At 67.2% G+C, this 21957-nt stretch carries 19 protein-coding genes; 10 read left to right on the top strand and 9 right to left on the bottom strand.

The window, feature by feature from the left end:
- Window positions 1-138 precede the first annotated feature (138 nt).
- Both U5809_RS03395 and U5809_RS03400 read left to right on the top strand, forming a co-directional pair.
- A complete protein-coding gene (locus tag U5809_RS03395) occupies window positions 139-1041 on the top strand; it encodes a LysR substrate-binding domain-containing protein (protein ID WP_176045655.1) in 903 nt (300 codons plus the stop codon).
- Between the two features lie 174 nt (window positions 1042-1215).
- Complete coding sequence (locus U5809_RS03400) at window positions 1216-1536, top strand: pyrimidine/purine nucleoside phosphorylase (RefSeq protein ID WP_006478890.1); 321 nt, start codon at window positions 1216-1218, stop codon at window positions 1534-1536.
- Between the two features lie 88 nt (window positions 1537-1624).
- Here U5809_RS03400 and U5809_RS03405 read toward each other — a convergent pair whose 3' ends face one another.
- The 4 genes from U5809_RS03405 to U5809_RS03420 form a co-directional block, all read right to left on the bottom strand.
- Window positions 1625-1960 (bottom strand): hypothetical protein, encoded by a 336-nt coding sequence (locus tag U5809_RS03405; protein ID WP_021162025.1) that lies wholly within the window; start codon window positions 1958-1960, stop codon window positions 1625-1627.
- A 487-nt stretch (window positions 1961-2447) separates the two neighbouring features.
- Entirely contained in the window at window positions 2448-4235 is a 1788-nt protein-coding gene (locus U5809_RS03410) for a chloride channel protein (RefSeq protein ID WP_322085527.1), read from the bottom strand.
- Between the two features lie 20 nt (window positions 4236-4255).
- The gene (locus U5809_RS03415) at window positions 4256-4669 is read right to left on the bottom strand and encodes a MarR family winged helix-turn-helix transcriptional regulator (RefSeq protein WP_085037382.1); all 414 of its coding nucleotides are present in this window, start codon (window positions 4667-4669) and stop codon (window positions 4256-4258) included.
- A gap of 134 nt (window positions 4670-4803) precedes the next feature.
- Window positions 4804-5979, bottom strand: a complete 1176-nt coding sequence (locus tag U5809_RS03420; RefSeq protein WP_322085528.1) for an HPP family protein — start codon at window positions 5977-5979, stop codon at window positions 4804-4806.
- A gap of 365 nt (window positions 5980-6344) precedes the next feature.
- Between U5809_RS03420 and U5809_RS03425 the strand changes: the two genes are divergently transcribed.
- Window positions 6345-7313 carry a LysR family transcriptional regulator gene (locus U5809_RS03425; protein ID WP_176045650.1) on the top strand — a complete coding sequence of 323 codons (969 nt, stop codon included), beginning with the start codon at window positions 6345-6347 and terminating at the stop codon, window positions 7311-7313.
- A gap of 27 nt (window positions 7314-7340) precedes the next feature.
- Here U5809_RS03425 and U5809_RS03430 read toward each other — a convergent pair whose 3' ends face one another.
- Both U5809_RS03430 and U5809_RS03435 read right to left on the bottom strand, forming a co-directional pair.
- Window positions 7341-8705: an MFS transporter gene (locus U5809_RS03430; protein ID WP_322085529.1), complete on the bottom strand. Its 1365-nt coding sequence runs from the start codon at window positions 8703-8705 to the stop codon at window positions 7341-7343.
- A gap of 72 nt (window positions 8706-8777) precedes the next feature.
- A complete protein-coding gene (locus U5809_RS03435; protein ID WP_322085530.1) occupies window positions 8778-9716 on the bottom strand; it encodes a 2-hydroxyacid dehydrogenase in 939 nt (312 codons plus the stop codon).
- Window positions 9717-9829: 113 nt separating this feature from the next.
- Between U5809_RS03435 and U5809_RS03440 the strand changes: the two genes are divergently transcribed.
- The gene (locus tag U5809_RS03440; protein ID WP_322085531.1) at window positions 9830-10738 is read left to right on the top strand and encodes a LysR substrate-binding domain-containing protein; all 909 of its coding nucleotides are present in this window, start codon (window positions 9830-9832) and stop codon (window positions 10736-10738) included.
- A 27-nt stretch (window positions 10739-10765) separates the two neighbouring features.
- Here U5809_RS03440 and U5809_RS03445 read toward each other — a convergent pair whose 3' ends face one another.
- Genes U5809_RS03445 through U5809_RS03455 form a run of 3 tightly spaced genes read right to left on the bottom strand, consistent with a single transcriptional unit; the run spans window position 10766 to window position 14233 of the window.
- The gene (locus U5809_RS03445; RefSeq protein WP_322085532.1) at window positions 10766-12367 is read right to left on the bottom strand and encodes a GMC family oxidoreductase; all 1602 of its coding nucleotides are present in this window, start codon (window positions 12365-12367) and stop codon (window positions 10766-10768) included.
- Window positions 12364-12921: a sugar dehydrogenase complex small subunit gene (locus U5809_RS03450; RefSeq protein WP_322085533.1), complete on the bottom strand. Its 558-nt coding sequence runs from the start codon at window positions 12919-12921 to the stop codon at window positions 12364-12366. Before U5809_RS03450 ends, U5809_RS03445 begins: the two co-directional genes overlap by 4 nt.
- A gap of 13 nt (window positions 12922-12934) precedes the next feature.
- Window positions 12935-14233, bottom strand: coding sequence for a cytochrome c (locus U5809_RS03455; RefSeq protein WP_322085534.1), 1299 nt, complete (start codon window positions 14231-14233; stop codon window positions 12935-12937).
- Between the two features lie 447 nt (window positions 14234-14680).
- Here U5809_RS03455 and U5809_RS03460 point away from each other — a divergent pair, with 447 nt between their 5' ends.
- The 6 genes from U5809_RS03460 to U5809_RS03485 all read left to right on the top strand — a co-directional run bounded on the left by U5809_RS03460 (window position 14681) and on the right by U5809_RS03485 (window position 21953).
- Entirely contained in the window at window positions 14681-15709 is a 1029-nt protein-coding gene (locus tag U5809_RS03460; protein WP_322085535.1) for a TRAP transporter substrate-binding protein, read from the top strand.
- Window positions 15710-15712: 3 nt separating this feature from the next.
- Window positions 15713-17593 carry a TRAP transporter large permease subunit gene (locus tag U5809_RS03465; protein WP_322085536.1) on the top strand — a complete coding sequence of 627 codons (1881 nt, stop codon included), beginning with the start codon at window positions 15713-15715 and terminating at the stop codon, window positions 17591-17593.
- A 22-nt stretch (window positions 17594-17615) separates the two neighbouring features.
- A complete protein-coding gene (locus U5809_RS03470) occupies window positions 17616-18686 on the top strand; it encodes a LacI family DNA-binding transcriptional regulator (RefSeq protein WP_322085537.1) in 1071 nt (356 codons plus the stop codon).
- Entirely contained in the window at window positions 18683-19705 is a 1023-nt protein-coding gene (locus U5809_RS03475) for a hydroxyacid dehydrogenase (RefSeq protein ID WP_322085538.1), read from the top strand. Before U5809_RS03470 ends, U5809_RS03475 begins: the two co-directional genes overlap by 4 nt.
- Complete coding sequence (locus tag U5809_RS03480) at window positions 19702-20541, top strand: amidohydrolase family protein (protein WP_322085539.1); 840 nt, start codon at window positions 19702-19704, stop codon at window positions 20539-20541. Before U5809_RS03475 ends, U5809_RS03480 begins: the two co-directional genes overlap by 4 nt.
- 638 nt (window positions 20542-21179) lie before the next feature.
- Window positions 21180-21953 carry a hypothetical protein gene (locus U5809_RS03485; RefSeq protein WP_322085540.1) on the top strand — a complete coding sequence of 258 codons (774 nt, stop codon included), beginning with the start codon at window positions 21180-21182 and terminating at the stop codon, window positions 21951-21953.
- Window positions 21954-21957: the final 4 nt, after the last annotated feature.

A 21957-nucleotide genomic window follows, 5' to 3' on the forward strand; every position in this document is an offset into this window, starting at 1 on the left:
GAGCAAGCATATAAATTTCTTTTGCTTACCAGAAGCTGATAAATTGCTTTGGTGCACACCACTGGTTGCCGCTCGGGAATACCCTGAACAGGCGCGCACGGCCGGGTACAGGGTTTCCACGGATCACGCATCGCCGCCATGAAATACCATCAGCTGAAAGCGTTCGTCACCGTCGCCGAAGAAGGCAGCATTCGCGCGGCCGCGCGGCGTCTGAACGTGTCGCCGGCGGCGCTGACGAAGGCAGTCAAGGAACTCGAGATCGCGCTTGGCGTGTCGCTCGTCGTGCGTACCGCGCGCGGCGTGCAACTCACTGCGTTCGGCCAGCAACTGCAGGTGCGCGCGCGGCTGATCGTCGCCGAAATGCAGCGCGCCCGCGACGACATCGAGCAGGCGCAGGGCGCGATGACGGGGTCCGTCGCGGCGGCGATCACGCCGGCGGCCGCGGTGACGATCCTGCCCGACGCGTTTCGTGCATTCCGGCGCCGCTTCCCGGTGGCGCGCGTCAACCTGATCGAAGGGTTTCCGGGCGTCGCGCTGCCGCGCCTGCACGACGGTTCGCTCGATTTCGCGATCGCCGTCGTCGTGCCCGAGCTGCTGGCGGCCGAGTTCGATCATGCGGAGCTTTACGCGAGCCGCTCGCTGATCGTCGCGCGCAAGGGGCATCCGCTCGCGTCGGCCACGTCGCTCGCCGATCTCGTCGAGGCCGACTGGCTGATGAACCCGTCGCCGGAAAGCTCGACGCAGGTACTGTTCAATTCGTTTGTCGCATACGGGCTGCCGGTGCCGGCGCGCGTCGTCGAATGCCCGAGCTTCGGGCTCGCACACAGCCTGATGACCGGTTGCGACCTGATCGCATCGATGCCCGAGCAATTGTTGCAGGGTGAGTGGGCGCGCGACCAGCTCGCGGTGCTGCCGATCCGCGAGCGCCTGCCGGGCGTTTCGGTGCAGGTCGTCACGCGCCGCGACAGCCCGCTGACGCCGGCTGCTGCGATGCTGCTCGACTGCCTGCGCGATTCCGCGCGGCGCAAGGGGTTGCGGTGAACCGGCACGCCACGATCGTCATGTAGTCATCCTGACGATAGCCGGCCCGACAGGCGGCCGGCTGCACGTCGTTCCGGCGCATGCCGCGCGAGCCGGTATGATATCGGCCGGCCCGCCGCTCCGGCCGGCCTCCAACCACATCGCCATCCGGCATCCAGCAATCAGAGGCATCACATGACCAGTGCAACCCAATTCGACAACGTATCGGTCGTCAAGCGCGCGAACGTCTATTTCGACGGCAAGTGCGTGTCGCATACCGTGCTCTTCCCGGACGGCACGCGCAAGACGCTCGGCGTGATCCTGCCGTGCGCGCTCAACTTCGGCACGGACGCTCCTGAATTGATGGAAGTGCAGGCCGGCAAGTGCCGCGTGAAGCTCGACGGCAGCAGCGAATGGCAGACCTACGGCGCAGGTGAATCGTTCTCGGTGCCGGGCAAGAGCCGCTTCGACATCGAAGTGCTCGAGACGCTCGATTACGTCTGCAGCTACCTGTAAGCGCAGGCGGCAGCAAAAGAAAAAGCCCCGCCGAAGCGGGGCTTGTCGCAAGCGGATGGCGCAAGGCCATCCGGAGCGCCTGTTCGATTTACAGGCAGGCGTTGATGTCGCCGGCCGACGATGCATCGCCGCCGCGGAAACCGACCCAGGTTTTCGCATTTGCGGCATTGGCCGGGCGCACCACGGCGGCAGCGCCGTTCGGCGGCTGCTGGCCCGGCGCATAGACGGCCATTGCGAGGCCGTTCGCCAGTTCGTACTGCGACGTCACTTGTTGTTGCGACTTGTCGGCCCACGTCTTGGCGATGCACTGCGCCACCTGGTCGGCGGGCTTTTGGCTTTGTCCCACGTTCTGCAGGGCAGAATCGGCAGCATGAGCAGAAAATGCCACGGTCAATGCGATGAGCGGTAAGTATTTTGCGTTCACGTTATCTCCCTCGAGTCGTGATTGATTGAGTGGGATGCGCAGCAGTACTGCGTGCTAATGAGATCGCATCGGGAAAGCACGGTTCCGGTGATTCCGAAACAAGTTGTTAACGCGCTTGCCAAATGGCGGCTCCGGTGCTGTGCGGCGTTGCTGCGATGCGGCATGCGTCGTGTGAGACTCGACGTCATGCGTTGCTCGGTCGGCGCGCTGTCCGGTCGTGTGGCGTCGTGACGGCCACGGCAATCGGCATGTGCGTGCATGCCGTGCCGCGACTCTTTATCTGATGGCGAAGTGGAATGGCTGATTGATGGCCCCGTCGCATGGTCACCATGATGACAAACTTTCGTCAGTCGAATTGTTAACCAACTTTAAACGTGGAATACGGGGGAATGCGATGCAGCGCGCGAAGGGCGCGCTGCATCGTGCAGCGACGTGAAGCGGGATGAGGAGGCGGTGCGCGGCCGGGATGCCGCGCACGCGGGTGGCGTCAGCCGGCCTTGCGGGTGCCGGCGTCGCGCAGGTTGACCGGGACGATCGGGCGGAAGCGTTCGCGCTTCTGTTCGTCGTCGAAGTGCTGGAGCGCGGGCTTGATCAGGTCGCTGCGCGACACGATGCCGGTGATGCGCAGCGATTGCGCGTCGTCGACGACCGGCAGGCGTTCGAGGCCCAGCATCGCGAGGCGCGATGCGACGACGCGGCACGTTTCGTGCGCGAGCGCGACGGACGGCGCGCGGTGCGCGAATGCGCCGGAGATCGGCGTATCGGCGCCGGCCTGTGCGCGCTGCGCGTCGAGCGTCGCGCGATCGACCAGACCGAGCAGGCGGCCGTTCTGCACGACCGGGTACGCGCGATGCGCCTGCTTCGCGCCGAAGTACTGCGACTCGACGGTATCGAGCGTCGCCGCGCCGTCGATTGCGACGAGCCGGTCGGCCGACGTCATCACCTCGCCGATGTCATGTCGCTCGAGCGGATCGACGCCGTATTCGCGATAGATGTGATAGCCGCGACGCGCGATCTTCTCCGTCATGATCGAGCGCTTCATCACGATGGTCGAGAAACCGTGCGCGACGAGCGTCGCCGCGAGCAGCGGCAGCAGCGCGTTCGCGTCGTGCGTGAGGCCGAACGCGAACACGATCGCGGTCAGCGGGGCGCCGAGCGTCGCGCCGAGCGTCGCGGCCATGCACACGAGCGGCCACAGCGCCGGATCGCCGCCCGGCAGCATCGGCGACAGCACCGTGCCGAGGCCGGCGCCGAGCATCAGCAGCGGGGCGAGCACGCCGCCCGACGTGCCCGAGCCGAGCGCGATCACCCACATCACGGCCTTCACGATCAGCAGCGCGAGCGCGATCTTCAGCGCGATGTGCTGATGAAGCAGGTCGCCGATCACGTCGTAGCCGACGCCGAGCGCGCGCGGTTCGAGCCAGCCGCCGATGCCGATCACGATTGCGCCGAGCGCGGGCCACCACATCCAGTGCACGGGCAGCTTCGCGAAGGTGTCCTCGACGCGGTAGAGCGCCGCCGACAGGCCGCATGCGAGCATGCCCGACAGCAGGCCCGCGACGATGCACGACAGCAGCGCGACAGGAGTCGGCGCGGCCGTCGACAGCGGAAACAGCGGATCGACGCCGAAGAACACCGCGCGTGCGAATCCGGCCACCGCGCACGCAAGCGCGACCGGCAGGAAACTGCGCGGACGCCATTCGAACAGCAGCAGTTCGACCGCGAGCAGCACGGCGGCGACCGGCGTGCCGAACACGGCCGTCATGCCGGCGGCCGCACCGGCGACGAGCAGCGTCTTGCGCTCGGCGGCGGTCACGTGCACGCATTGCGCGATCAGCGAGCCGAGTGCGCCGCCCGTCATGATGATCGGGCCTTCGGCGCCGAACGGGCCGCCGCTGCCGATCACGACGCCGGACGACAGCGGCTTGAGGATCGCGACCTTCGGCGACATGCGGCTCTTGCCGAACAGGATCGCCTCGATCGCTTCGGGAATGCCGTGGCCACGGATCTTCTCCGAACCGAAGCGCGCCATCATCCCGACGATCAGCCCGCCGATCACCGGGATCACGATTACCCATGCGCCGAGCGTATTGTTCGCCGGGGAGCGATCGGCGAACGAGAGCTGCTGGAAGAAGAACAGGTTCGTGAACAGGTGGATCAGGCTCAACAGCACGAACGCGGCAAGCATGCTGAGCAGGCCGATCCCGGCGGCGAGCAACGCGATCCTGGGCAGGCGATCGTTGGTCGAGAAATCGCGTTTGTGTGGTGCGTTCATCGGAGTGGCAAGGGCAGGGGTCAGTAATCGATCTGGGGAACCTGGAACGCGTCCTTGAGCGACTTCAGCTCGGCGCGATGCATGGCCGCGAGGCGGGCGAGCAACGTCTCGCCGGCGGGTTCGAGGTGGACTTCGACCTGCCGGCGATCGGCTTCACTCGTCTTGCGCTTCACGAGCCCGAGCGCTTCACAGCGCGTCACCAGCGCGACGACGCCGTGATGCTGCGCCTGCAGGCGTTCCGCGAGCTCGCCGATGGTTGCCCATTCGCGATGCGGATAGCCCTTGATGTGCAGCAGCAGCAGGTATTGCAGCGGCGTCACGCCTTCGCTTTGCGCGGCGCGTTCGGAGAAACGCTCGAAGCGGCGCATCTGGTAGCGGAACTCGGACAGTTGCTGGAAATCGCTTTTCGCCAGCGCGCGTCGGGTATCGTTCATCGAGGTCGGTCGTACAGTCAGTTTGGGTGGCGTCAAATATATCACAACATGATATAAATGGCCGAGCTTCGGCGAAATGGATGTAATTCACGATGCGTCAGCCGTTATGTGACATGACGTGCGCTTTACGTGCGTTACGCGGCCTCGAGCATTTGGGTCTGCCGATAAAGGCCCGTCACGAGATCCGTCTGCGTAATGATCCCGACGAGCCGGCGCGACGCATCGACGACCGGAATGTGGTGGTGGCCCGAATGCGTGAACAGCGGCACGAGCGCGGTGATCGGCATCGTTTCCGGCACGCACGCGACGTTGCGCGTCATCACGGTGGCGACGCTCGCAGGCTGGCCGCCGAGCGATTGCGGCAGCCGCGCGGACAGGCGTTGCCACAGCGGGGTCGGGCGGCGCAGCTGGCGCGTGAGGTCGGCGCGCGTGACGATGCCGGTCAGGCGGCCGTCGCCATCGACCACCGGCAGCGCCTTCACGCGGTGGCGGTCGAGCAGCGTCAGCGCGGCCGTCACCGACGTCGACGGTGCGGCCTCGATCGCATTCTTCGTCATCAGGTCGGCGCACGTGAGCTGGCCGAACGTGCGCGCATAGGCCTGCATTTCGGTTTCGCGCAGCAGCGTTTCGAGATCGTCCGGATCGACGTCGAGCCATTCGCCGCGGCGCTTCAGCACCGCGTCGAGATCGCTGCGCGTGAAGCCGCCGCGCGCGGGTGCGGCGCCGCCCGCCTGCGGTTTCGCTTCGGGACGCACGCCGCCGTGCGGGTAGCGGTGCCCGGTCAGCGCGTGATACGCGAGCGCGGCCGACAGCAGGATCGCCGATTGCAGCGCGATCGGCTCCAGCACGAAACTGAAGCCGAGCGAGTGGATCGCCGGGCCGCCGACCACGGCCGTGAGTGCGACGGCGCCCGAGGGCGGGTGCACGCAGCGCAGCGCGAACATGCCGCCGACCGCGCACGCGATCGCGACCGCGGCGGCCGTGATCGGATCGGCGATCCATTGCGCGCAGGCAACGCCGACCGTCGCCGCGACGAGATTGCCGCCGATGATCGACCACGGCTGCGCGAGCGGGCTTGCCGGCACCGCGAACAGCAGCACGGCCGATGCCCCCATCGGCGCGACGAGCAGCGGCACGAGGCCGGGCACGCCGGGCAGCAGCCGCATCGTGACGCCGACCGTCGCGATCCCGACGAGCGCACCCGTGCACGAACGCAGGCGCTCGCGCCAGCCAAGCGACATCGGATGGGGAAGGAAGCTGTGCAGCCATTGCCGCAACGTGCGGCGCGACGGAGAGGAGCCTGACGACATGGGCGGATAAGCGGTAAAAATGACAGCGCGGGGCGTGCGCGGCGACAAGGGCGATATTATATCGCGTTGTGATACAAATTGTCGCGCTGCATCAAGCCGTTGCATGCGCACGACGCGCCAGCCTTGCGAAAACCTTTCATGTGATGAAAGCTTCGGGGCCGGGCAATCGCGCAAATTTGTCTGCAGCGGCGTACAATTCGGGCCACTGAATCCCCCGTCATGCCAGAACCACGTACGCGATGCCCGCTCTCCCGCCTTTTCTCCGGCTCGGCGATCGAATCGACGTGGTTCGCGGCCGCGTTCCGTTTCCCACCTGACGCGAGCGCCGCCGACGCCTCCCCACTGACTCTCCCCAAGCCAATCCAATGGACATGCTCGAAAACATGCGCCTGTTCGTGCGCGTTGTCGAAGCCGGCAGTTTTACTGCGGTCGCGAAGGAAATCGACGCGACCACCGCGCAGGTGTCGCGCGCGGTCTCGAACCTCGAAGCGCACGTACAGACGCGCCTGCTGCATCGCACGACGCGCCACCTCGGCCTGACCGAAAGCGGCGAACGCTATTTCGAGCGCGCGAAATCGATCCTCGCGGAAATCGACTACGCGAACGCGGAAGCGCGCAACGCGCTGCTGCGACCGAGCGGCAAGATGCGCATCCATGCGATGACGGGGCTCGGGCAGAGTCATGTCGTGTCGTCGATCGTCCGCTACCAGGAGGACAACCCCGACGTGTCGGTCGAACTGACGCTCGCGCAGCGGATGCCGAATCTCGTCGAGGAAGGCTACGACGTGTCGATCGTGACGGCGTCGCAGTTGCCCGATTCGGGCTATGTCGCACAGACCTGCGGCACGAGCTGCAGCGTGCTCGTCGCGTCGCGTGAATACCTGGCGCGGCACGGCACGCCGCAGACGCCCGACGAATTGCCGAACCACGTGTGCCTGCGTCTCGACACGCCCGCATCGCCGGCCAGTGAATGGCGGCTCGAGCGCAACGACGGCGAGGAAGCCGTCTACGAGTTGCAGCCGGCGCCGTTCCAGGTCAACGTGCCGGATGCGCTGTGCGTCGCGGTGCGCGCCGGACGCGGGATCGCGTGCGTCGCGCTGTATACGGTGCTCGACGATATCCGCGAAGGGCGGCTGATCCGCGTGCTGCCTGAGTACCGGCTGCAGACGGTGAGCGTGTATGCCGTCTATGCGACGCGTCGTTATCTCGACGCGAAGATCCGCACGTTCCTCGACCACCTGCGCACGACACTCACGCCCGCGCTGGAGAACGACCTGCGCGAACTCGACCGGCTGACGACCGAGCAGACGCCGGGCGGCCGCAAGCGCGCGTGACGGCGCGCATGCGTGCCGCCGCGATGTTCACGCGGCCGGCGTGATGCGGATCCGCTCGAAGCGTCCCGCGAGCCACGCGTACGCGGCGATGCCGATCAGCCCGTGCGCGGCGACGAACCACAACGCGCCGGCGAACGAGCCCGTGCTGGCGACGAAGTAGCCGATCACGAGCGGCGTGACGATGCCGGCGATGTTGCCGAGGCCGTTGAACACGCCGCCGCTCAGCCCGACCATTCCTTCCGGCGCCGTATCGGCGAGCACGGCCCAGCCGACCGCCGCAAGCCCCTTGCCGAAGAACGCGATCGTCATCAGCGCGATCACGACCGCGTTCGACGACGCGCCATTCGCGAGCACGAGCAGCGTCGCCATCGCCATTCCCGCGACGAACGGCGTTTTGCGTGCCTTCGACGGATGCATGCCGCGCCGGATCAACCAGTCCGACAGCACGCCGCCGAGCACGCCGCCCGTGAACCCGCAGATTGCCGGCAGCGCGGCAACCCAGCCGGCTTCCATGATCGTCATCCCGCGCCCCTTGATCAGGTAGATCGGAAACCACGTGATGAAGAAGTAGGTGAGCGCCGTGATGCAGTACTGGCCGATATAGATCGCCCACAGGTTCCGGTGGCGGAACAGTTGCGACACGTCATGCCACGACACGCGCGGCCGGTGGCGCACACGGTTCGCCTCGAGATCGACGAGCGCGCCGTGCGCGCGCAGGTAGTCGCGCTCCGCGTCGGTCACGCGCGGATGGCCGTGCGGCTCGCGATACCACGCGAACCACAGCGCGGCGAGCGCGATGCCGAGCATGCCCATCCACAGGAACACATGCTCCCAGCCGAGCGCATGCGTGAGCCAGGCCATCGCCGGCGTAAACAGCACGACGGCCATGTACTGCGCGGAATTGAACAGGGCCGACGCGGTGCCGCGTTCGGCGGTCGGGAACCAGCAGGCGACGATCCGCGAATTGGCCGGGAAGGCCGGCGATTCGACGAGGCCGAGCATGAAGCGCATGACGAACAGCGCGAGCGTCGCGGCCACACCCTGCACGGCGAGCCAGCCGACCGTACCCTGCAGCATCGTGAATGCCGACCACAGCAGCAGGCTCAGGCCGTACACACGTCGCGCGCCGAAGCGGTCGAGCAGCCAGCCTCCAGGGATCTGGCCGATCGCATAGGCCCACGCGAATGCTGAAAAGACGATGCCGAGCTGCACGGGCGTCAGGCCGAGATCGTGCGCGACGCCGGTGCCGGCGATCGACATCGTCGCGCGGTCCGCGTAGTTGATGACGGTGACCGCGAAGATCAGCGCGAGGACCGCGTAGCGGACGCGGCCGATCGTGCGCGAAGCGGCGGGCGATGCGGCGAGGGCGGCGCCGCTGGATCGATTGGGCATGCGTGTCTCCTGGCCTCCGTCGGGCGGAGGCGTCTGGTGTCGTAACGGGGGCCGCCGTGCGGCGTGTGGAGGTCAGCTCGTGACGCTGGTCGGCGGGCGTTGGCCCGCGAAGCACGCGGCAAGGTTGGCGAGCACGATCCGGCCCATCGCTTCGCGCGTTTCGTGCGTGGCGCTCGCGCGGTGCGGCTGCACGACGACGCGGTCGAGTTCGAGCAGCGCGGCCGGCACGTGCGGCTCGTTTGCGAACACGTCGAGGCCGGCGCCGGCGATCGTGCCGTCGGCGAGCGCGCGTATGAGTGCGGTTTCGTCGACCAGCTTGCCGCGTGCGACATTGATCAGGAATCCTTTGGGGCCAAGCGCGGCGAGCACGTCGGCCGTCACGAGCACGTTGCCGTGATCGGCCGATGCCGCGATCACGAGCACGTCGCTGTCGCGCGCGAGGGCAGCGAGGTCGGGTACGAAGCGGTAGGCGCTGTCGCGATGCTCGCGCGGGCCGAAGTAGCTGACGGGCATCCGGAACGCCTGCGCGCGTTGCGCGATCGCGCGGCCGACACGGCCGAGCCCGACGATGCCGAGCCGCTTGCCGGTGACCTGCGTGGCGAGCGGCTGGGCCGTCTTGCCCCAGCGGCCGGCGCGTACGATCCGCTCGCCGGCGCCGAGGTCGCGCAGCGTCATCAGGATCAGCCCCAGCGCCATGTCGGCGACGTCGTCGGTCAGCACATCGGGCGTCGTCGTCACGTGGATGCCGCGTGCGCGAGCGCGCTCGAGATCGACCGCATCGGTGCCGATGCCGCTGATCGCGACGATCTCGAGCGCGCTCAGCCGGTCCATCAGCGCGGCGGGCAGGCCGTTCGCGCCGCCGGTCACGACACCGCGAATGCGCGATGCCATGCGATCGAGCAGCACGTCCGGTTGCGCGTCCGCGTACAGCCGGTGCACCGCGTAACGGGCGGACAGTTCGGCGTCGATCGTGTCGGGGAGCGGCTGGGTCAGCAGGATGTCGATGGTCATGAAGGTCTCGGTCGTCGTGCGCGGCGCAGGCCGTGCATCAGGTGGAACCGAGTATAGAAATCGCATCGATATCGGTCTAACATCAAAAGACTATCGATTGATTCAAGAATTGGATGATTGAACTGCACCAGCTTCGCTGCTTCGTCGCGGTGGCCGAGGAACTGCATTTCGGCCGCGCGGCCAGACGGCTCTTCATGACCCAGCCACCGCTGAGCCGGCAGATCCAGCTGCTCGAGCACGCGCTCGGCATCGCGCTGCTCGAGCGCAGCAGCCGGCAGGTCAGCCTGACCGCGGCCGGCGAGCGTTTCCTGCGCGACGCGCGGCACATCCTCGAATTCTCCGCACGGGCCGAGCAGGCCGCGCAGCGCGTCGCGCAGGGCGGGGCCGGCCGCATCACGCTCGGCTTCACGGCCGTCAGCGCATACCGGATGATTCCGGAGCTGCTCGCGCACGCGGCGCATGCGCTGCCGGACGTCGACGTCGAATTGCGCGAGATGGTGTCGACCGTGCAGATCGACGCGCTCGCGTCGCGGATGCTCGACGCGGGTTTCGTACGCCAGCGCGCCGCGCGCCAGCCGCTCGAATACCGGCTCGTGCAGCGCGAGCCGATGCTCGTCGCGGTTGCACAAGGCGCGCCGCTTGCCGGCTACGAGCAGATCGGCCCCGACGAACTCGACCGGCAACCGTTCATCGCATATTCGCCGAACGAGGGGAAGTACTTCCACGACATGATTTCGGGGATGTTCGCGGGTGCCGGGCGGCTGCCGAACTACCTGCACTACGTCGGGCAGACGCATACGATTCTCGGCCTCGTGCGCGCGGGGCTCGGCGCGGCGCTGGTGCCGGCCTCGGCGCGCGAGCTTCACGTCGATGGCGTGGTGTTCCGGCCGCTGGCGGGCGTGAACGTGGCGGCCGAGCTGTATCTCGCGTGGCGAGCGGATAACGACAATCCGGCGCTGCCGGTGTTCAACGCGATGGTCGAGCGGTTTCTCGCGCAGGAACAGGGTGGCGCGGTGACGTAGCGCGTTCGCGCTGCCCTGCTCCTGCGGCTAGACTTCGGCGCCGATGCGCGCGGCGAGTCGGAGCGCGAGCGCGTAGCCTGTCAGCGTCGGGTTGACGACCGATGCGCTCGGATGGACTGCGGTGCTGGCGATGAACAGGTTCGGGTGATCGTGCGTCCGGCAGTCCCGATCGACGACCGAATCCTTCGGGTTCTGGCCCATGATCGTCGTACCCATGATGTGCGAGCTCGGCACCCATGCGTTGACGTCGCCGAGCATGTCGGTCGCGCCGAATGCCCGCCGGAATGCCGAATAGTCGGCGAGCAGGCGTGGCAGCGCCCGGCGCGCATAGTCGCGCATATCGTAGTCGGTACGGGGTGTCGGCAATCCCAGCGCGTCGCGATGCGTGGTCAGTGTCACGCGATTGGCCGGGTCGGGCAGCGGCTCGACATAGCTGGCGATCTTCAAGTAGCGCGCGGCATCGGTCCGGATGCGCGCGTCGAGTTCGGGGCCGACGATGCCCTGGTCGATGAGGCGTCGCGTAATGCGCTCGTTCGGCACGGTGTTGTCAAGGAAGTGCCGGATTGCGCCGTGCTCACGCCGGAATGCACCGTCGCGCCACGTGTTGATGCTGCCTTGCTGGGTCGGCCCGCGCCCCGGCCAGAGCGGCACGCTGGTCAGCATCGCGAGCGCGCGGCCGGTGTGTCCCATCATGTTGCGGCCGACCTGATCCGACGAGTTGGCGATGTCGGACATCAGCAGCAGTTTCGGGATCTCGACGCCGTGGGCGGCCAGGACGAATGCGCGAGCGGTCAGGCGTGTGCTGCGGCCGTCTGGCGTCATGTAGTGCACGGCGGCGATGCGCCCGTTCGCGCTGCGTTCGATCTTGTGAGCCACGGCGTTCGCGAGCAGGCGTGCGCCGAGTGCGACTGCACGGTGAACCGGCCGGTCGCCTGAGAACTGCGCACCGATCGGGCAGATCGGTGCGCAGTTGTTATTGCCCGCGCAGACGGGGCGCCCGTCGTATGGTCGGGTCGCGCGGGCGTTGGGCTCGTCGACGAAGCGGTGCCCGATCTCGGCGACACGCGTCGCGACTTCCCGCGTCAGGTACGCCCACGGTTGCTGCTTCATCGGATACGGTTTCGAGCGCGGCGGAAACGGGCCGCCGCCGCGGCCGCTCTGATCGTCGGTATCCGATCCGGACACGCCGATCTCTTCTTCCGCAAGCTGATACCACGGTTCCAGTTCATCGTAGTCCAGCGGCCAATCACGACCCTGCCCGTAGAGCGAGCGCAGCCTGAAGTCGTTCGGCAGCATGCGCCATGTCGCACCGCCCCAGTGCCAGGTCGTGCCGCCGACGAGACGCAGGTACGACGGTTTCTGCAGGATCGGGCCGACGCTGTCGATGTAGTGATCGGAATAGCGGCCGGTGGACGATTTCGGGGCCCAGGGCTGATCCGGATACGGGCCGTTGTAATCGGATTTGTCGCCGTAGTTGCGAAAGGCGCGCACGAGGTCCGCGCGCCGCAACTCGGGGCCTGCTTCGAGCACGATGACCGACTTGCGCTGGCGCGCGAGCGAGTGTGCGACGGCGCCACCGAGAATGCCCGCACCGATCACGATCACGTCGGCGTCGAATTCGCTGTTCATCGTATTGTTTCCTTCGCTTGGGCGTTAAGCGGGCGGGCGGGATCGTCGGGCCGTGCCGTCCAGTATTCGGGCCGCGCGCGGACATACGACGGAATCACGGTGACGTCGGCGGTCGCCTCGAACATCAGCGCTGTTTCATAGCCGACCATGCGTGCACCCGATCCGCGTCCGACGCTGCCGGTGTAGAACGCCTCGACGATCGCCAGTGCGGCGGCGTGCAGTTCAGGCGATTGCGACCGCATCTGCGCGACGACATTCTGGACATCGTTCGGCGGGGCAGCGGCCAGTGCCGTGTCGAGCACGCGCAAATGTTCGTCGAAGCGCGGGTCGTGCGCCTGCAGCGCACGGCAGACCGACGCGACGTAGTCGGCCGGCAGCGCGGCGCGTCCGGTCAGGAATGCGCCCGTGCGTGCGAGGCGCGGCAGGGCGTCGTCATGGGCTGCGATATCGGACAGTGCCGCGCGCGGCAGTGCTCCGTACAGCGCAGCGCCTGCGGACCATTGCAGCAAACGGCGCCGCCGGCCGTCGATATCGAACGGATCGTGTAACGACATCGGAAGCTCTCCTTTAGTGGGCTGGCGCGGTGCGAAGCGTTGTGACTTCGTCGCGCGTGATGCGCATCTGGCCGTTGCCGAATTGAAGCGACAGGTAGGTGACGAGCGCCACGACTTCGTCGTCGCGCAGTTCGGTCTGGAATGCGGGCATGAAATAGTGTGTGCGTCCGTTGTTGACGCTGGCGCCAAACAGGATCGTGCGTGTGAGGTTGGCCGCGGTCGAGGTGCCGACGACGCTGTTGTTCATGAGCGACGGAAAGAACCCGTCGGTGGTGCCGGTGCCGCGCATTCCGTGGCAACTGGCGCAATGATCGAGGTAGAGCGCGGCGCCGTCGGGCGGCGCATGCGCTGCGCCCGCCGTGCGCAGCGCGATGTAGTCGGCGGCGGGGTGGCCCTGGGCGGATCGCGGCGCGCGGTCGGGACCCGGCGCCGGGCGCACGGTGTGCAGGTACGTGGCCATGGCTGTCAGGTCCGCGTCGCTCATCCTGCTGAAGCTGTGCGTAACCGCATCCGCCATCGGGCCGGCTGCCTGCGCGCGGCCGGGCGTATTGCCGGTGCGCAGGTATTGCACGATGTCGCCGGTTGTCCAGATGCCGATCCCCGCCTGGCCGTCGCTCGTGATGTTGAACGCGCGCCAGCCGTCGACGACTGCACCGGCGAGGTAGCTGGCGCCGGATTCGTCCAAGGCGAGTTCCTGCATGCCGATGCCGCGTGGCGTGTGGCACGCGCCACAGTGGGCGGCGCCCTGGACCAGATACGCGCCGCGGTTCCATTGCTGATCGCGGCCGGGTTTGTCCGCGTACGCGCCCGCACGCAGGAACAGCGCGTTCCAGATCTTCAGCGGCCAGCGCATCGTGAGCGGCCACCCAAAATCCGGCGCGTGGTTCGGCTGGGCGACGGGCGGGACGCCGTGCATGAAATACGCGTACAGCGCGTCGATGTCGCGGTCGCTGAGCTTCGTGTAGGACGGATAGGGCATGGCTGGATACAGGTTGCGCCCGTCCGGCGTCACGCCTTCGCGCAATACCCTGCGGAAATCTGCCGGCGTGTAATGGCCGATGCCGGTTGCTGTGTCCGGGGTGATGTTCGTCGAATAGATGCGCCCCATCGGCAGCGTCATCGGCAGCCCGCCCGCGAACGGTTTGCCACCCGGCGCGGTGTGGCATGCGATGCAGTCGGCGGCCGTTGCGAGGTAGCGGCCGTCGGCGATGCGTGCCGAGTTGTCGGCTGGCGCGGCCGCCGCGAAGAGCGGCGCCTGAAAGACGAGCGCGGCGAGCGATGCGGCGATCCGGTTGCGGCGTGACAGGTTCATCGAAAGCATGTCCTCGGGCCGGCCTGCATAATGGCCCCGGTTTGGAATGGTCGGTCGACAGCGCGGTTGCGCACCCCGAAAAGGACGCGCCGAATCCCGTGGCGACCGGGTTTCGGGCGAAGCTTAGCACGTTTCTGTATCGATACACTAAATCGATACAGAAGCCGGTAATCAAAACCTTGGGGCAGACAGGAATACGACCTGGGAGGACGGCGCACGAATCGCCGTCCGAAATCGCCCGTCATCGGTTGCCGGATCCCAAGAGGCAGACGTCGGTTGTCTGATGATGCTGCAAATAAACGGGCAACATCGCTCGGCTCGGGGTCTGATGTTCATCATGTTTACGGGCAAACCCCCATATCAAATTTGTCGGTCATCGTACTACTGTATCGATACACTAAATCGATACAGTTGCGCCGTGAGGTGCATACGCAAAGGAGACGACTCGTGAATATCTATACTCGGCGGCGCTTTCTGCAAACCGCGTCCGTCGCGACGCTCGCCGCCGCGGGCGGATTCCCGGCGATCGTGCGCGCCCAGCCGGCCGTGACGCTGCGCTGCTCGTCGTCGATGCCCGCCGACCAGAACGCCGCACATTACGCGTGGTACGAACGGCTCGCGGCGAACCTGAAGGCGAGCATCGGCGACGCGATCCGGGTCGACTACTTCCCGAACAGCCAGCTCGGCAAGGAGAGCGACGTCGCGCAGCAGGTCAAGATCGGCGCGATCGACATGATGATCGCGGGCTCGTCGATCTGGGCGACGGTCGCACCGGAACTCGGGATGCTCGATCTCGGCTACCTGTTCGACAGTTACGCGCACGTCGCGAAGGTGCTCGACGGTCCAGTCGGTACGAGCCTGAACGCGCTGCTGCAGAAGCGCGCGGGATGTTCGGTGCTGACCTGGGGTTCGCATTTCGGTGGACGCTGCGTGTTCACGAAGAAACCGGTGCTCGCGCTGTCGGGGCTGAAGGGGACGAAGTTGCGCGTGCTGCCGACGCCGGCATTCATGGATACCTTCAAGGCGATGGGCGCCGTGCCGACGCCGATTCCTTTCGGCGAACTGTACATGGCCGTGCAGACGGGCGTCGTCGACGGCCTTGAGCACGATCCGGCCACCGTGCTTGCCAGCAAGTTCGACGAGGTCGTGAAATCGTGCTGGCAGTCGCATCACGTGTTCGCGGCGATGACGGTCGTGATGGGGCGGCGCGCGCTCGACCGGATTCCGGCGAACCTGCGTCCCGCATTCGACCGCGCGGTGGCCGACGCGACTGCGCAGCAGCGCGCGATCGCCGCGCAGAAGGCCGATCAGGCCGAGCAGGCGCTGAAGCAGCACGGGATGACGTTCCATCCGATGGCCGCGAGCGAGCGCGCAGCGATCCGGCAGACGATGCACGATCAGCTCTACGCGGCGTTCGCGACGCAATATCCGGCGACCGCGTCGCTGTTTCCGGCGATCACCGCCGCGCGGAGCTGAGCGATGGATGCCTGGTCCGTTTCGAGTGCTGCGCCCGGCGCAGGCCGCTCCGCGCATCGCATGTCGCGCGTGCTGGAAGGGGCGATACGTGGGATCGAATACTTTTCGGCGGCGGTGCTTGCCGTCGACGTGGTCGTCGTGTTCGCTTCGGTTGTCTTCCGGTACTTCCTGCACGATCCGGTCGACTGGGCCGAGGAGGTCGCGAGCGCGCTGATGATCGTGCTGGTGTTCTTCGGCGCGGCGACGGTGCTCGGGCGCAGCCAGCACGTCGGCATCGACCTGTTCCGCGGCTGGCTGCCGGCACGATGGCAGGGCACGCTCGTGCAGATCGGTCACTGGATCGTCGCGGCCGTATCGCTGAACCTGTTCGCGTCGTCGTGCCAATTGCTCGCCGATTCGTACGACCAGTTGACGCCGGGCGGCCTGCCAGGCTGGATCAACGTATACCCGATGATGTTCGGCACGCTGTTCATGGCCGTATTCGCGCTCGTGAACGCGCTGAATGCGCCGCGCCGCCGCGTGATCGGCACGCTCGCGTGCTGCGCGGCGCTCGCGGCCGTCGTGTACGGATGGAACGCGCTGCTGCCCGCGCACGCGATCGCGCCGGGCGCGCTGCTGGCCGCGGGCTTCGTCGTCGGCCTCGTGCTGGGCGTGCCGATCGGCTTCGTGCTGGCGTTCTCGGCGCTGCTGTACTTCCTGGCCGATCCGACGTTGCCGCTGCTCGTCTATTCGCAGCAGATCATGGCCGGCGCCGATCATTTCGTGCTGCTCGCTGTGCCGTTCTTCGTGCTGGCCGGGCTGCTGATGGAATCGAACGGGATGTCCGTGCGGCTAGTCGAACTGCTGCTGCGGATTTTCGGGCGCGTGCGCGGCGGCCTCGGGCTGATCGTGATCGTCGCGACGGTCTGCTTTTCCGGCGTATCGGGATCGAAGCTGGCGGATATCGCGGCGGTTGGCGGCGTCGTGATGCCGGCCGTGCGCCGCGCGCGTCAGGATCCCGACGAAACGGCGGCGCTGCTCGCATGCAGCGCTGTGATGGCCGAGACGATCCCGCCGTGCGTGAACATGATCATCATGGGCTTCGTCGCGAATATCTCGATCGCGGGGCTGTTCGTCGCGGGCATCGTGCCGGCCGCGGTGCTGGCCGCGTCGCTCGCGGCGGTCGCCGTGATCACCGGGCGCAAGATCGACGTGACGGCAGTGTTCACGGAGCGCCGCGCGTGGTTGCCGCTCGCCGGCGGCGCGCTCGTCGCGCTGGTGATGGTCGCGATGATCGGCAAGGGCGTGACGTCGGGCATAGCGACGTCGACGGAAGTGTCCGCGTTCGCGGTGGTCTATGCGCTCGTCGCGGGCTGGGTCGCGTTTCGCGAGTTGACCTGGCGTGCCGTCGGCCGCGTGTTCGTGCGTGCCGCGTCGATGGCGAGCGGTATCCTGTTCATCGTCGCCGCGGCGTCGAGCGTGTCGTTCGCGCTGTCGATCGAGCAGATTCCGGCGCTCGTCTCGGGCACAATGACGGCGTTCGCCCATCAGTACGGCGCGACGATGTTCCTGCTGCTGTCCGCGCTGGTCATGGTCGTGTTCGGCGCGGTGCTCGAAGGCGCACCCGCGCTGATCATCTTCGGGCCGCTGCTCGCGCCGATCGCGCTGCGGCTCGGTATCCACCCGCTGCATTTCGGCACGGTCGTGGTGGTCGCGATGGGGCTCGGGCTGTTCGCGCCGCCGGTCGGCCTCGGGCTGTTCACGACGTGCGCGATCACCGGCACCGAGGTGCGGCGCGTCGCGCGGCCGATGGTGAAATATCTGCTGGTGCTGGTTGTCGCGCTCGTCGCGCTGATTCTCGCACCGGCGTTTTCGTTGTGGCTGCCGGCCCGTTTCGGCCTGTAGCCGCCATTTACAGCAAGACGACATGAGTACGATTCAGGATGTGGCCCGTCACGCGGCCGTCTCGGTCAGCACGGTTTCAAACGTGCTCAACGGCCGCACGGGCCAGATGAAGCCGGAAACGCTCGATCGCGTGAAGGCCGCGATGGATGCGCTGCAATATCGGCCGAGCACGCTCGCGCGCCAGCTCAAGACGGGGCAGACGCCGCTCGTCGGGTTGCTGGTGCCCTCGATGGCGAATCCGATGTACGGCTACATCGCGCGCGAGGTCGAGACCTGCGCGCAGGAGCAGTACGGCCATCGCGTGCTGATCGGCAACACGTATCGCGATGCGCGGAAGGAGGCGTCGTTCTTCGACGACCTGTTCGCGCACGGGGTGCGGCGCGTGATCGTGATCTCGTCGCTCGCCGACGAAAGCCACCTGGAGCGCGCGGCAGAACGCGGGATGACGGTCGTGAGCTACGACCGGCGCGCGACGCCTGGCGAGCCGTCGAAGGTCGATCACGTGACGGCCGACAACGAGGCCGCCGCGCGGCTCGCCACGCGCTGCCTCGTCGAAGCAGGCCACACGCGGCTCGCATTCGCGACGGTTGCCGGCATTACCGTGAGCCGCAGCGACAAGATTCGCGGTTTTCTCGCCGCCGCACGCGACGCGGGCCTCGACGGGCACGCGCAGGTGCTCGACGGCGGCCCCGCAAACGAATACGGCGACGCGGTGATCGTCGACGTCGGGCGCGCGCTCGGGGCCGCGCTCGCGGCCGATCCGGCGCGGCCGACCGGCATTGTCGCGGTCAACGACCTGTTCGCATTGGGCCTGATGGCCGGGCTGCGCGACGGCGGGCTGCGGGTGCCGGACGATGTGTCGGTCATCGGGATGGACGGCCATTTCCTGTCGGCGATCTCGTATCCGGCGCTGACCACGGTGCAACTGCCCGTGACCGAAATGGCCGAGGAGATGGTGCGGCGTGTGATGCGGCCGGACGGTGATGGGCCGTCCGCGCCGGAACAATGTGTGTTTACCGGCGTGACGCTCGTGGAGCGCGCGTCGGTCGCGCCGCCGCCGCGTGCGGCCGACGGGCGCGGAGGGGTGGCATGACACGCGTTTTCGTTACGCATCCGTCCGGGATGCTCGACCACTACTTCGGGGCGACGGCGCTGCGTGCGCTGCAGGCGATCGCCGACGTCACCTGCAACCCGCTCGATCGAGAACTTGGCACGGACGAACTGGTCACTGCCGCGCAGGGTTGCGACGCGATAATCGCGTACCGGCAGACGCCCGCGCCGCGCGCGCTGTTCGCCGGGTTGCCTGCGCTCGCCGCGTTCCTGCGTTGCGCGGTCGACATACGTACCGTCGACGTCGATGCGGCGAGCACGTGCGGCGTGCTCGTCACGCAGGCCAGCCCCGGCTTCGCGCCGGCAGTGGCCGAGTGGGTGATCGGCGCAATGATCGAACTCGGGCGCGGCATCGGCCGCTATGCGGACGACTATCGCCGTGGCGAACCGCCGGCGCCGCGGATGGGGCGCGAGTTGCGCGGCAGCACGCTCGGCGTGATCGGCTACGGACAGATTGCGCGTCATCTCGCGCCGGTCGCGACGGCGCTCGGGATGCGGGTGGTCGTCAGCGATCCGTACGTGCGCGTCGATGCACCGTCGCTCGAACAGGTCGAATGTGCGGCGCTGCTGCGCGACGCGGATTTCGTCGTGTGTCTCGCGCCGGCAACGCCGGCCACTGCGAATCTGATCGACGCGGCGGCATTCGCGGCGATGAAGCCCGGGGCCTGTTTCATCAATGCGTCGCGCGGCGAACTCGTCGACGAACAGGCGTTGGCCGATGCGCTCGACAGCGGCCGGCTGGCCGGTTGCGCGCTTGACGTCGGCCGTGCCGCGGATCAGATGCCGACACCCGCGCTCGCCGCGCATCCTCGGGTGATCGCGACCCCGCATATCGGCGGGCTCACGCTGCCGGCGGTCGAGCATCAGGCGCGGGAGACGGTTGACCAGCTCGCCGCGTTGCTGGCCGGAACGGTGCCTGCGGGCGCCGTCAACGCGGCGCACGCGACGCGGCTCGCGCGCTGGCGCCCGGCGATGGCGGTCGCCGCGCCGGGCACGCGATGACGCGCGACGCGGCCGGCATGCCGCTGAACGCGTGCGATTGCCACATCCATATTTACGACGACGCGTACCCGCTCGCACCGACGGCGACGTTCCGTCCTCCGCGGGCGCCGGTGGCTGCGTATCGCCGCGTGCAGCAGGCGCTCGGCCTCACACGCGTGGTGGTGGTGCAGCCGACCGGTTACGGTTTCGACAACCGCTGCACGCTCGACGCGCTGGCGGCGTTCGGTCCGTGTGCACGGGGCGTTGCGACGTTGCCGGCCGACGTGCCTGACGTGGAACTGGAGCGGCTGCATGTCGCGGGTGTGCGAGGCGTGCGGTTCATGATGCTGGCGGGTGGCGTGGCGAGATGGGACGAACTGGAAAGGATGGCGGCGCGAATCGCGCCGCTCGGTTGGCACATCGACTTGCAGCTCGACGGCCGGACATTGCCCGATGTCGAGCCGCTGCTGGCCATGCTGCCGTCACGCGTCATGATCGACCATACGGGGAAGTTTCTCGTTCCTGTCACACTCGATGCGCCGTCGTTCGTCGCGCTGCGGCGGCTGCTCGATCGTGGCCACGCGTGGGTGAAGCTGTCGGCGCCTTACGAGACGTCGCGGGTCGGCGCGCCCGGCTACGACGATGTCGCGCGCCTCGCATCGGTGTTGGCGCGCGAACATGCAGCGCGATGCGTGTGGGGTACGAACTGGCCGCACCCGAACGCATCGCCGTTGCCCGACGATGTCCGTCTGCTCGGCTGGCTGCACGATTGCACGGCAGACGACGCGCTCAGCCGCGCGATTCTGGTCGACAATCCGGCTGTACTCTACGGGTTCGGTACGCATCAACCTGCGTGATTTGCCCGTGTAACAAGCTTTCAATCCGGAAGCTTGGGGCAATCCTGATCGAGAGCGACGGGCTGGCGTCGTGCGAGTCCTTTCCGTCATGAAAGCAACCTCGCTCCTCGTGTTTCAACGGCGGAACACGGCGGTTCGCTGCACTGCGACAATCGCTTGACGCTGCATGCCGGTCGGCGCACGATACGTCCGTGCATTTGGAGCGGGACGCGCCGGCCGCGCGGTTCCTGCACCCGCGACACGCAAAAGAACAACGATGAGCCTTTACGCCCTCGTACCGGAATACCGGCGCCGCATCCGTCCGCCCGCCGGCACAACGCTTCATCCGACGCCCGCCGCGTCACGTATCCGTCATCCCGTTTCGTACCGCGCGTCGGTACACTTTCCCGTTCGCGCGACGGCCGCGACGATGAACGGCGCCGGTCCGGCCCGCCGCATCGCTCCACCGCACGCTGCCCCCACTCACCGCATCCCGAACGGCGCCTACACCGGCGTCTCGTGACGTCCGCACGCGCCCGTCCTTGTATTGTGCCGCCGGCTTTCCTGATTGCCGGGCGGCACCGGAGTCCGAAGCATTTCGATTGCGCTTGAAAAAGCAAACGTACGCAGTTCGGTTCGAGGTTCAAGGAGAAAAACTCATGTCGCAGCTTTCAAATGAAGAAGCAAACGGCAGTTCGGGGAGTGGCAAGGTCAAGCTGATCAAGTGGGCGATCATCGTCGCCGGCGTCGCGATCGCGGCACCGGCCGCGCTGTTCATCCTGAAGGGGGTGATCGCGCTGGTCGCGGCCGGCGTGATCGGTCTCGGCGCGATTTATCTGGCGCCGGTCCTCGCGATGAAGCTCGCGAACCAGAAGGTGAAGATGATCGTCGCGGAGGCGCAGTCGAATCCGATCGAGACGCTGATCAACCAGCTCGCGGAAAAGCGCCAGGACGCGCAGAAGTTCGCGGACAGCATCACCGCGTTCCGTACCGAGGTGAAGAACTTCGAGAACAAGACGGAGCTGTTCGAGAAGCAGTACCCGGACGACGCGCCACGCTTCCGGGCGCAGCTCGACACGATGAAGCAGCTGCTTGCGTTTCGCGAGGGCCGCTACAAGCAGGTGCAGGTCGAACTGAAGAATTTCGCGTCGGCGATCGACCGCGCGAAGGCAATGTGGGACATGTCGCAGGCGGCGCAGCAGATGAACAAGCTCGCGGGCCGGCAGGCGTCCGATACGTTCGAGCAGATCAAGACCGACGTGGCCGTCGATTCGGTGATGCGCTCGGTCAACAAGGCGTTCTCCGAGATGGAGACGTCGCTGCTGGATAACCCCGAGGTCAAGCAGGCGCAGCAGCAGGCGGTGTTGAACGGCGGCCGCGCGCCCGGGCTCGATGCGGCAAACCCCGCGCAGTTGCCGTCGAAACAACAATAACTTC

The organism is Burkholderia sp. BCC1999 (genome assembly GCF_905339975.1).
Classification (GTDB): Bacteria; Pseudomonadota; Gammaproteobacteria; order Burkholderiales; family Burkholderiaceae; genus Burkholderia.

Bases quoted from the DNA above. Each gene is read 5' to 3' on its own strand.
- U5809_RS03395 (WP_176045655.1), top strand. From the start codon at position 139: ATGAAATACCATCAGCTGAAAGCGTTCGTCACCGTCGCCGAAGAAGGC.
- U5809_RS03400 (WP_006478890.1), top strand. From the start codon at position 1,216: ATGACCAGTGCAACCCAATTCGACAACGTATCGGTCGTCAAGCGCGCG.
- U5809_RS03410 (WP_322085527.1), bottom strand. From the start codon at position 4,235: ATGAACGCACCACACAAACGCGATTTCTCGACCAACGATCGCCTGCCC.
- U5809_RS03415 (WP_085037382.1), bottom strand. From the start codon at position 4,669: ATGAACGATACCCGACGCGCGCTGGCGAAAAGCGATTTCCAGCAACTG.
- U5809_RS03420 (WP_322085528.1), bottom strand. From the start codon at position 5,979: ATGTCGTCAGGCTCCTCTCCGTCGCGCCGCACGTTGCGGCAATGGCTG.
- U5809_RS03425 (WP_176045650.1), top strand. From the start codon at position 6,345: ATGGACATGCTCGAAAACATGCGCCTGTTCGTGCGCGTTGTCGAAGCC.
- U5809_RS03430 (WP_322085529.1), bottom strand. From the start codon at position 8,705: ATGCCCAATCGATCCAGCGGCGCCGCCCTCGCCGCATCGCCCGCCGCT.
- U5809_RS03435 (WP_322085530.1), bottom strand. From the start codon at position 9,716: ATGACCATCGACATCCTGCTGACCCAGCCGCTCCCCGACACGATCGAC.
- U5809_RS03440 (WP_322085531.1), top strand. From the start codon at position 9,830: ATGATTGAACTGCACCAGCTTCGCTGCTTCGTCGCGGTGGCCGAGGAA.
- U5809_RS03445 (WP_322085532.1), bottom strand. From the start codon at position 12,367: ATGAACAGCGAATTCGACGCCGACGTGATCGTGATCGGTGCGGGCATT.
- U5809_RS03450 (WP_322085533.1), bottom strand. From the start codon at position 12,921: ATGTCGTTACACGATCCGTTCGATATCGACGGCCGGCGGCGCCGTTTG.
- U5809_RS03455 (WP_322085534.1), bottom strand. From the start codon at position 14,233: ATGAACCTGTCACGCCGCAACCGGATCGCCGCATCGCTCGCCGCGCTC.
- U5809_RS03465 (WP_322085536.1), top strand. From the start codon at position 15,713: ATGGATGCCTGGTCCGTTTCGAGTGCTGCGCCCGGCGCAGGCCGCTCC.
- U5809_RS03470 (WP_322085537.1), top strand. From the start codon at position 17,616: ATGAGTACGATTCAGGATGTGGCCCGTCACGCGGCCGTCTCGGTCAGC.
- U5809_RS03475 (WP_322085538.1), top strand. From the start codon at position 18,683: ATGACACGCGTTTTCGTTACGCATCCGTCCGGGATGCTCGACCACTAC.
- U5809_RS03480 (WP_322085539.1), top strand. From the start codon at position 19,702: ATGACGCGCGACGCGGCCGGCATGCCGCTGAACGCGTGCGATTGCCAC.
- U5809_RS03485 (WP_322085540.1), top strand. From the start codon at position 21,180: ATGTCGCAGCTTTCAAATGAAGAAGCAAACGGCAGTTCGGGGAGTGGC.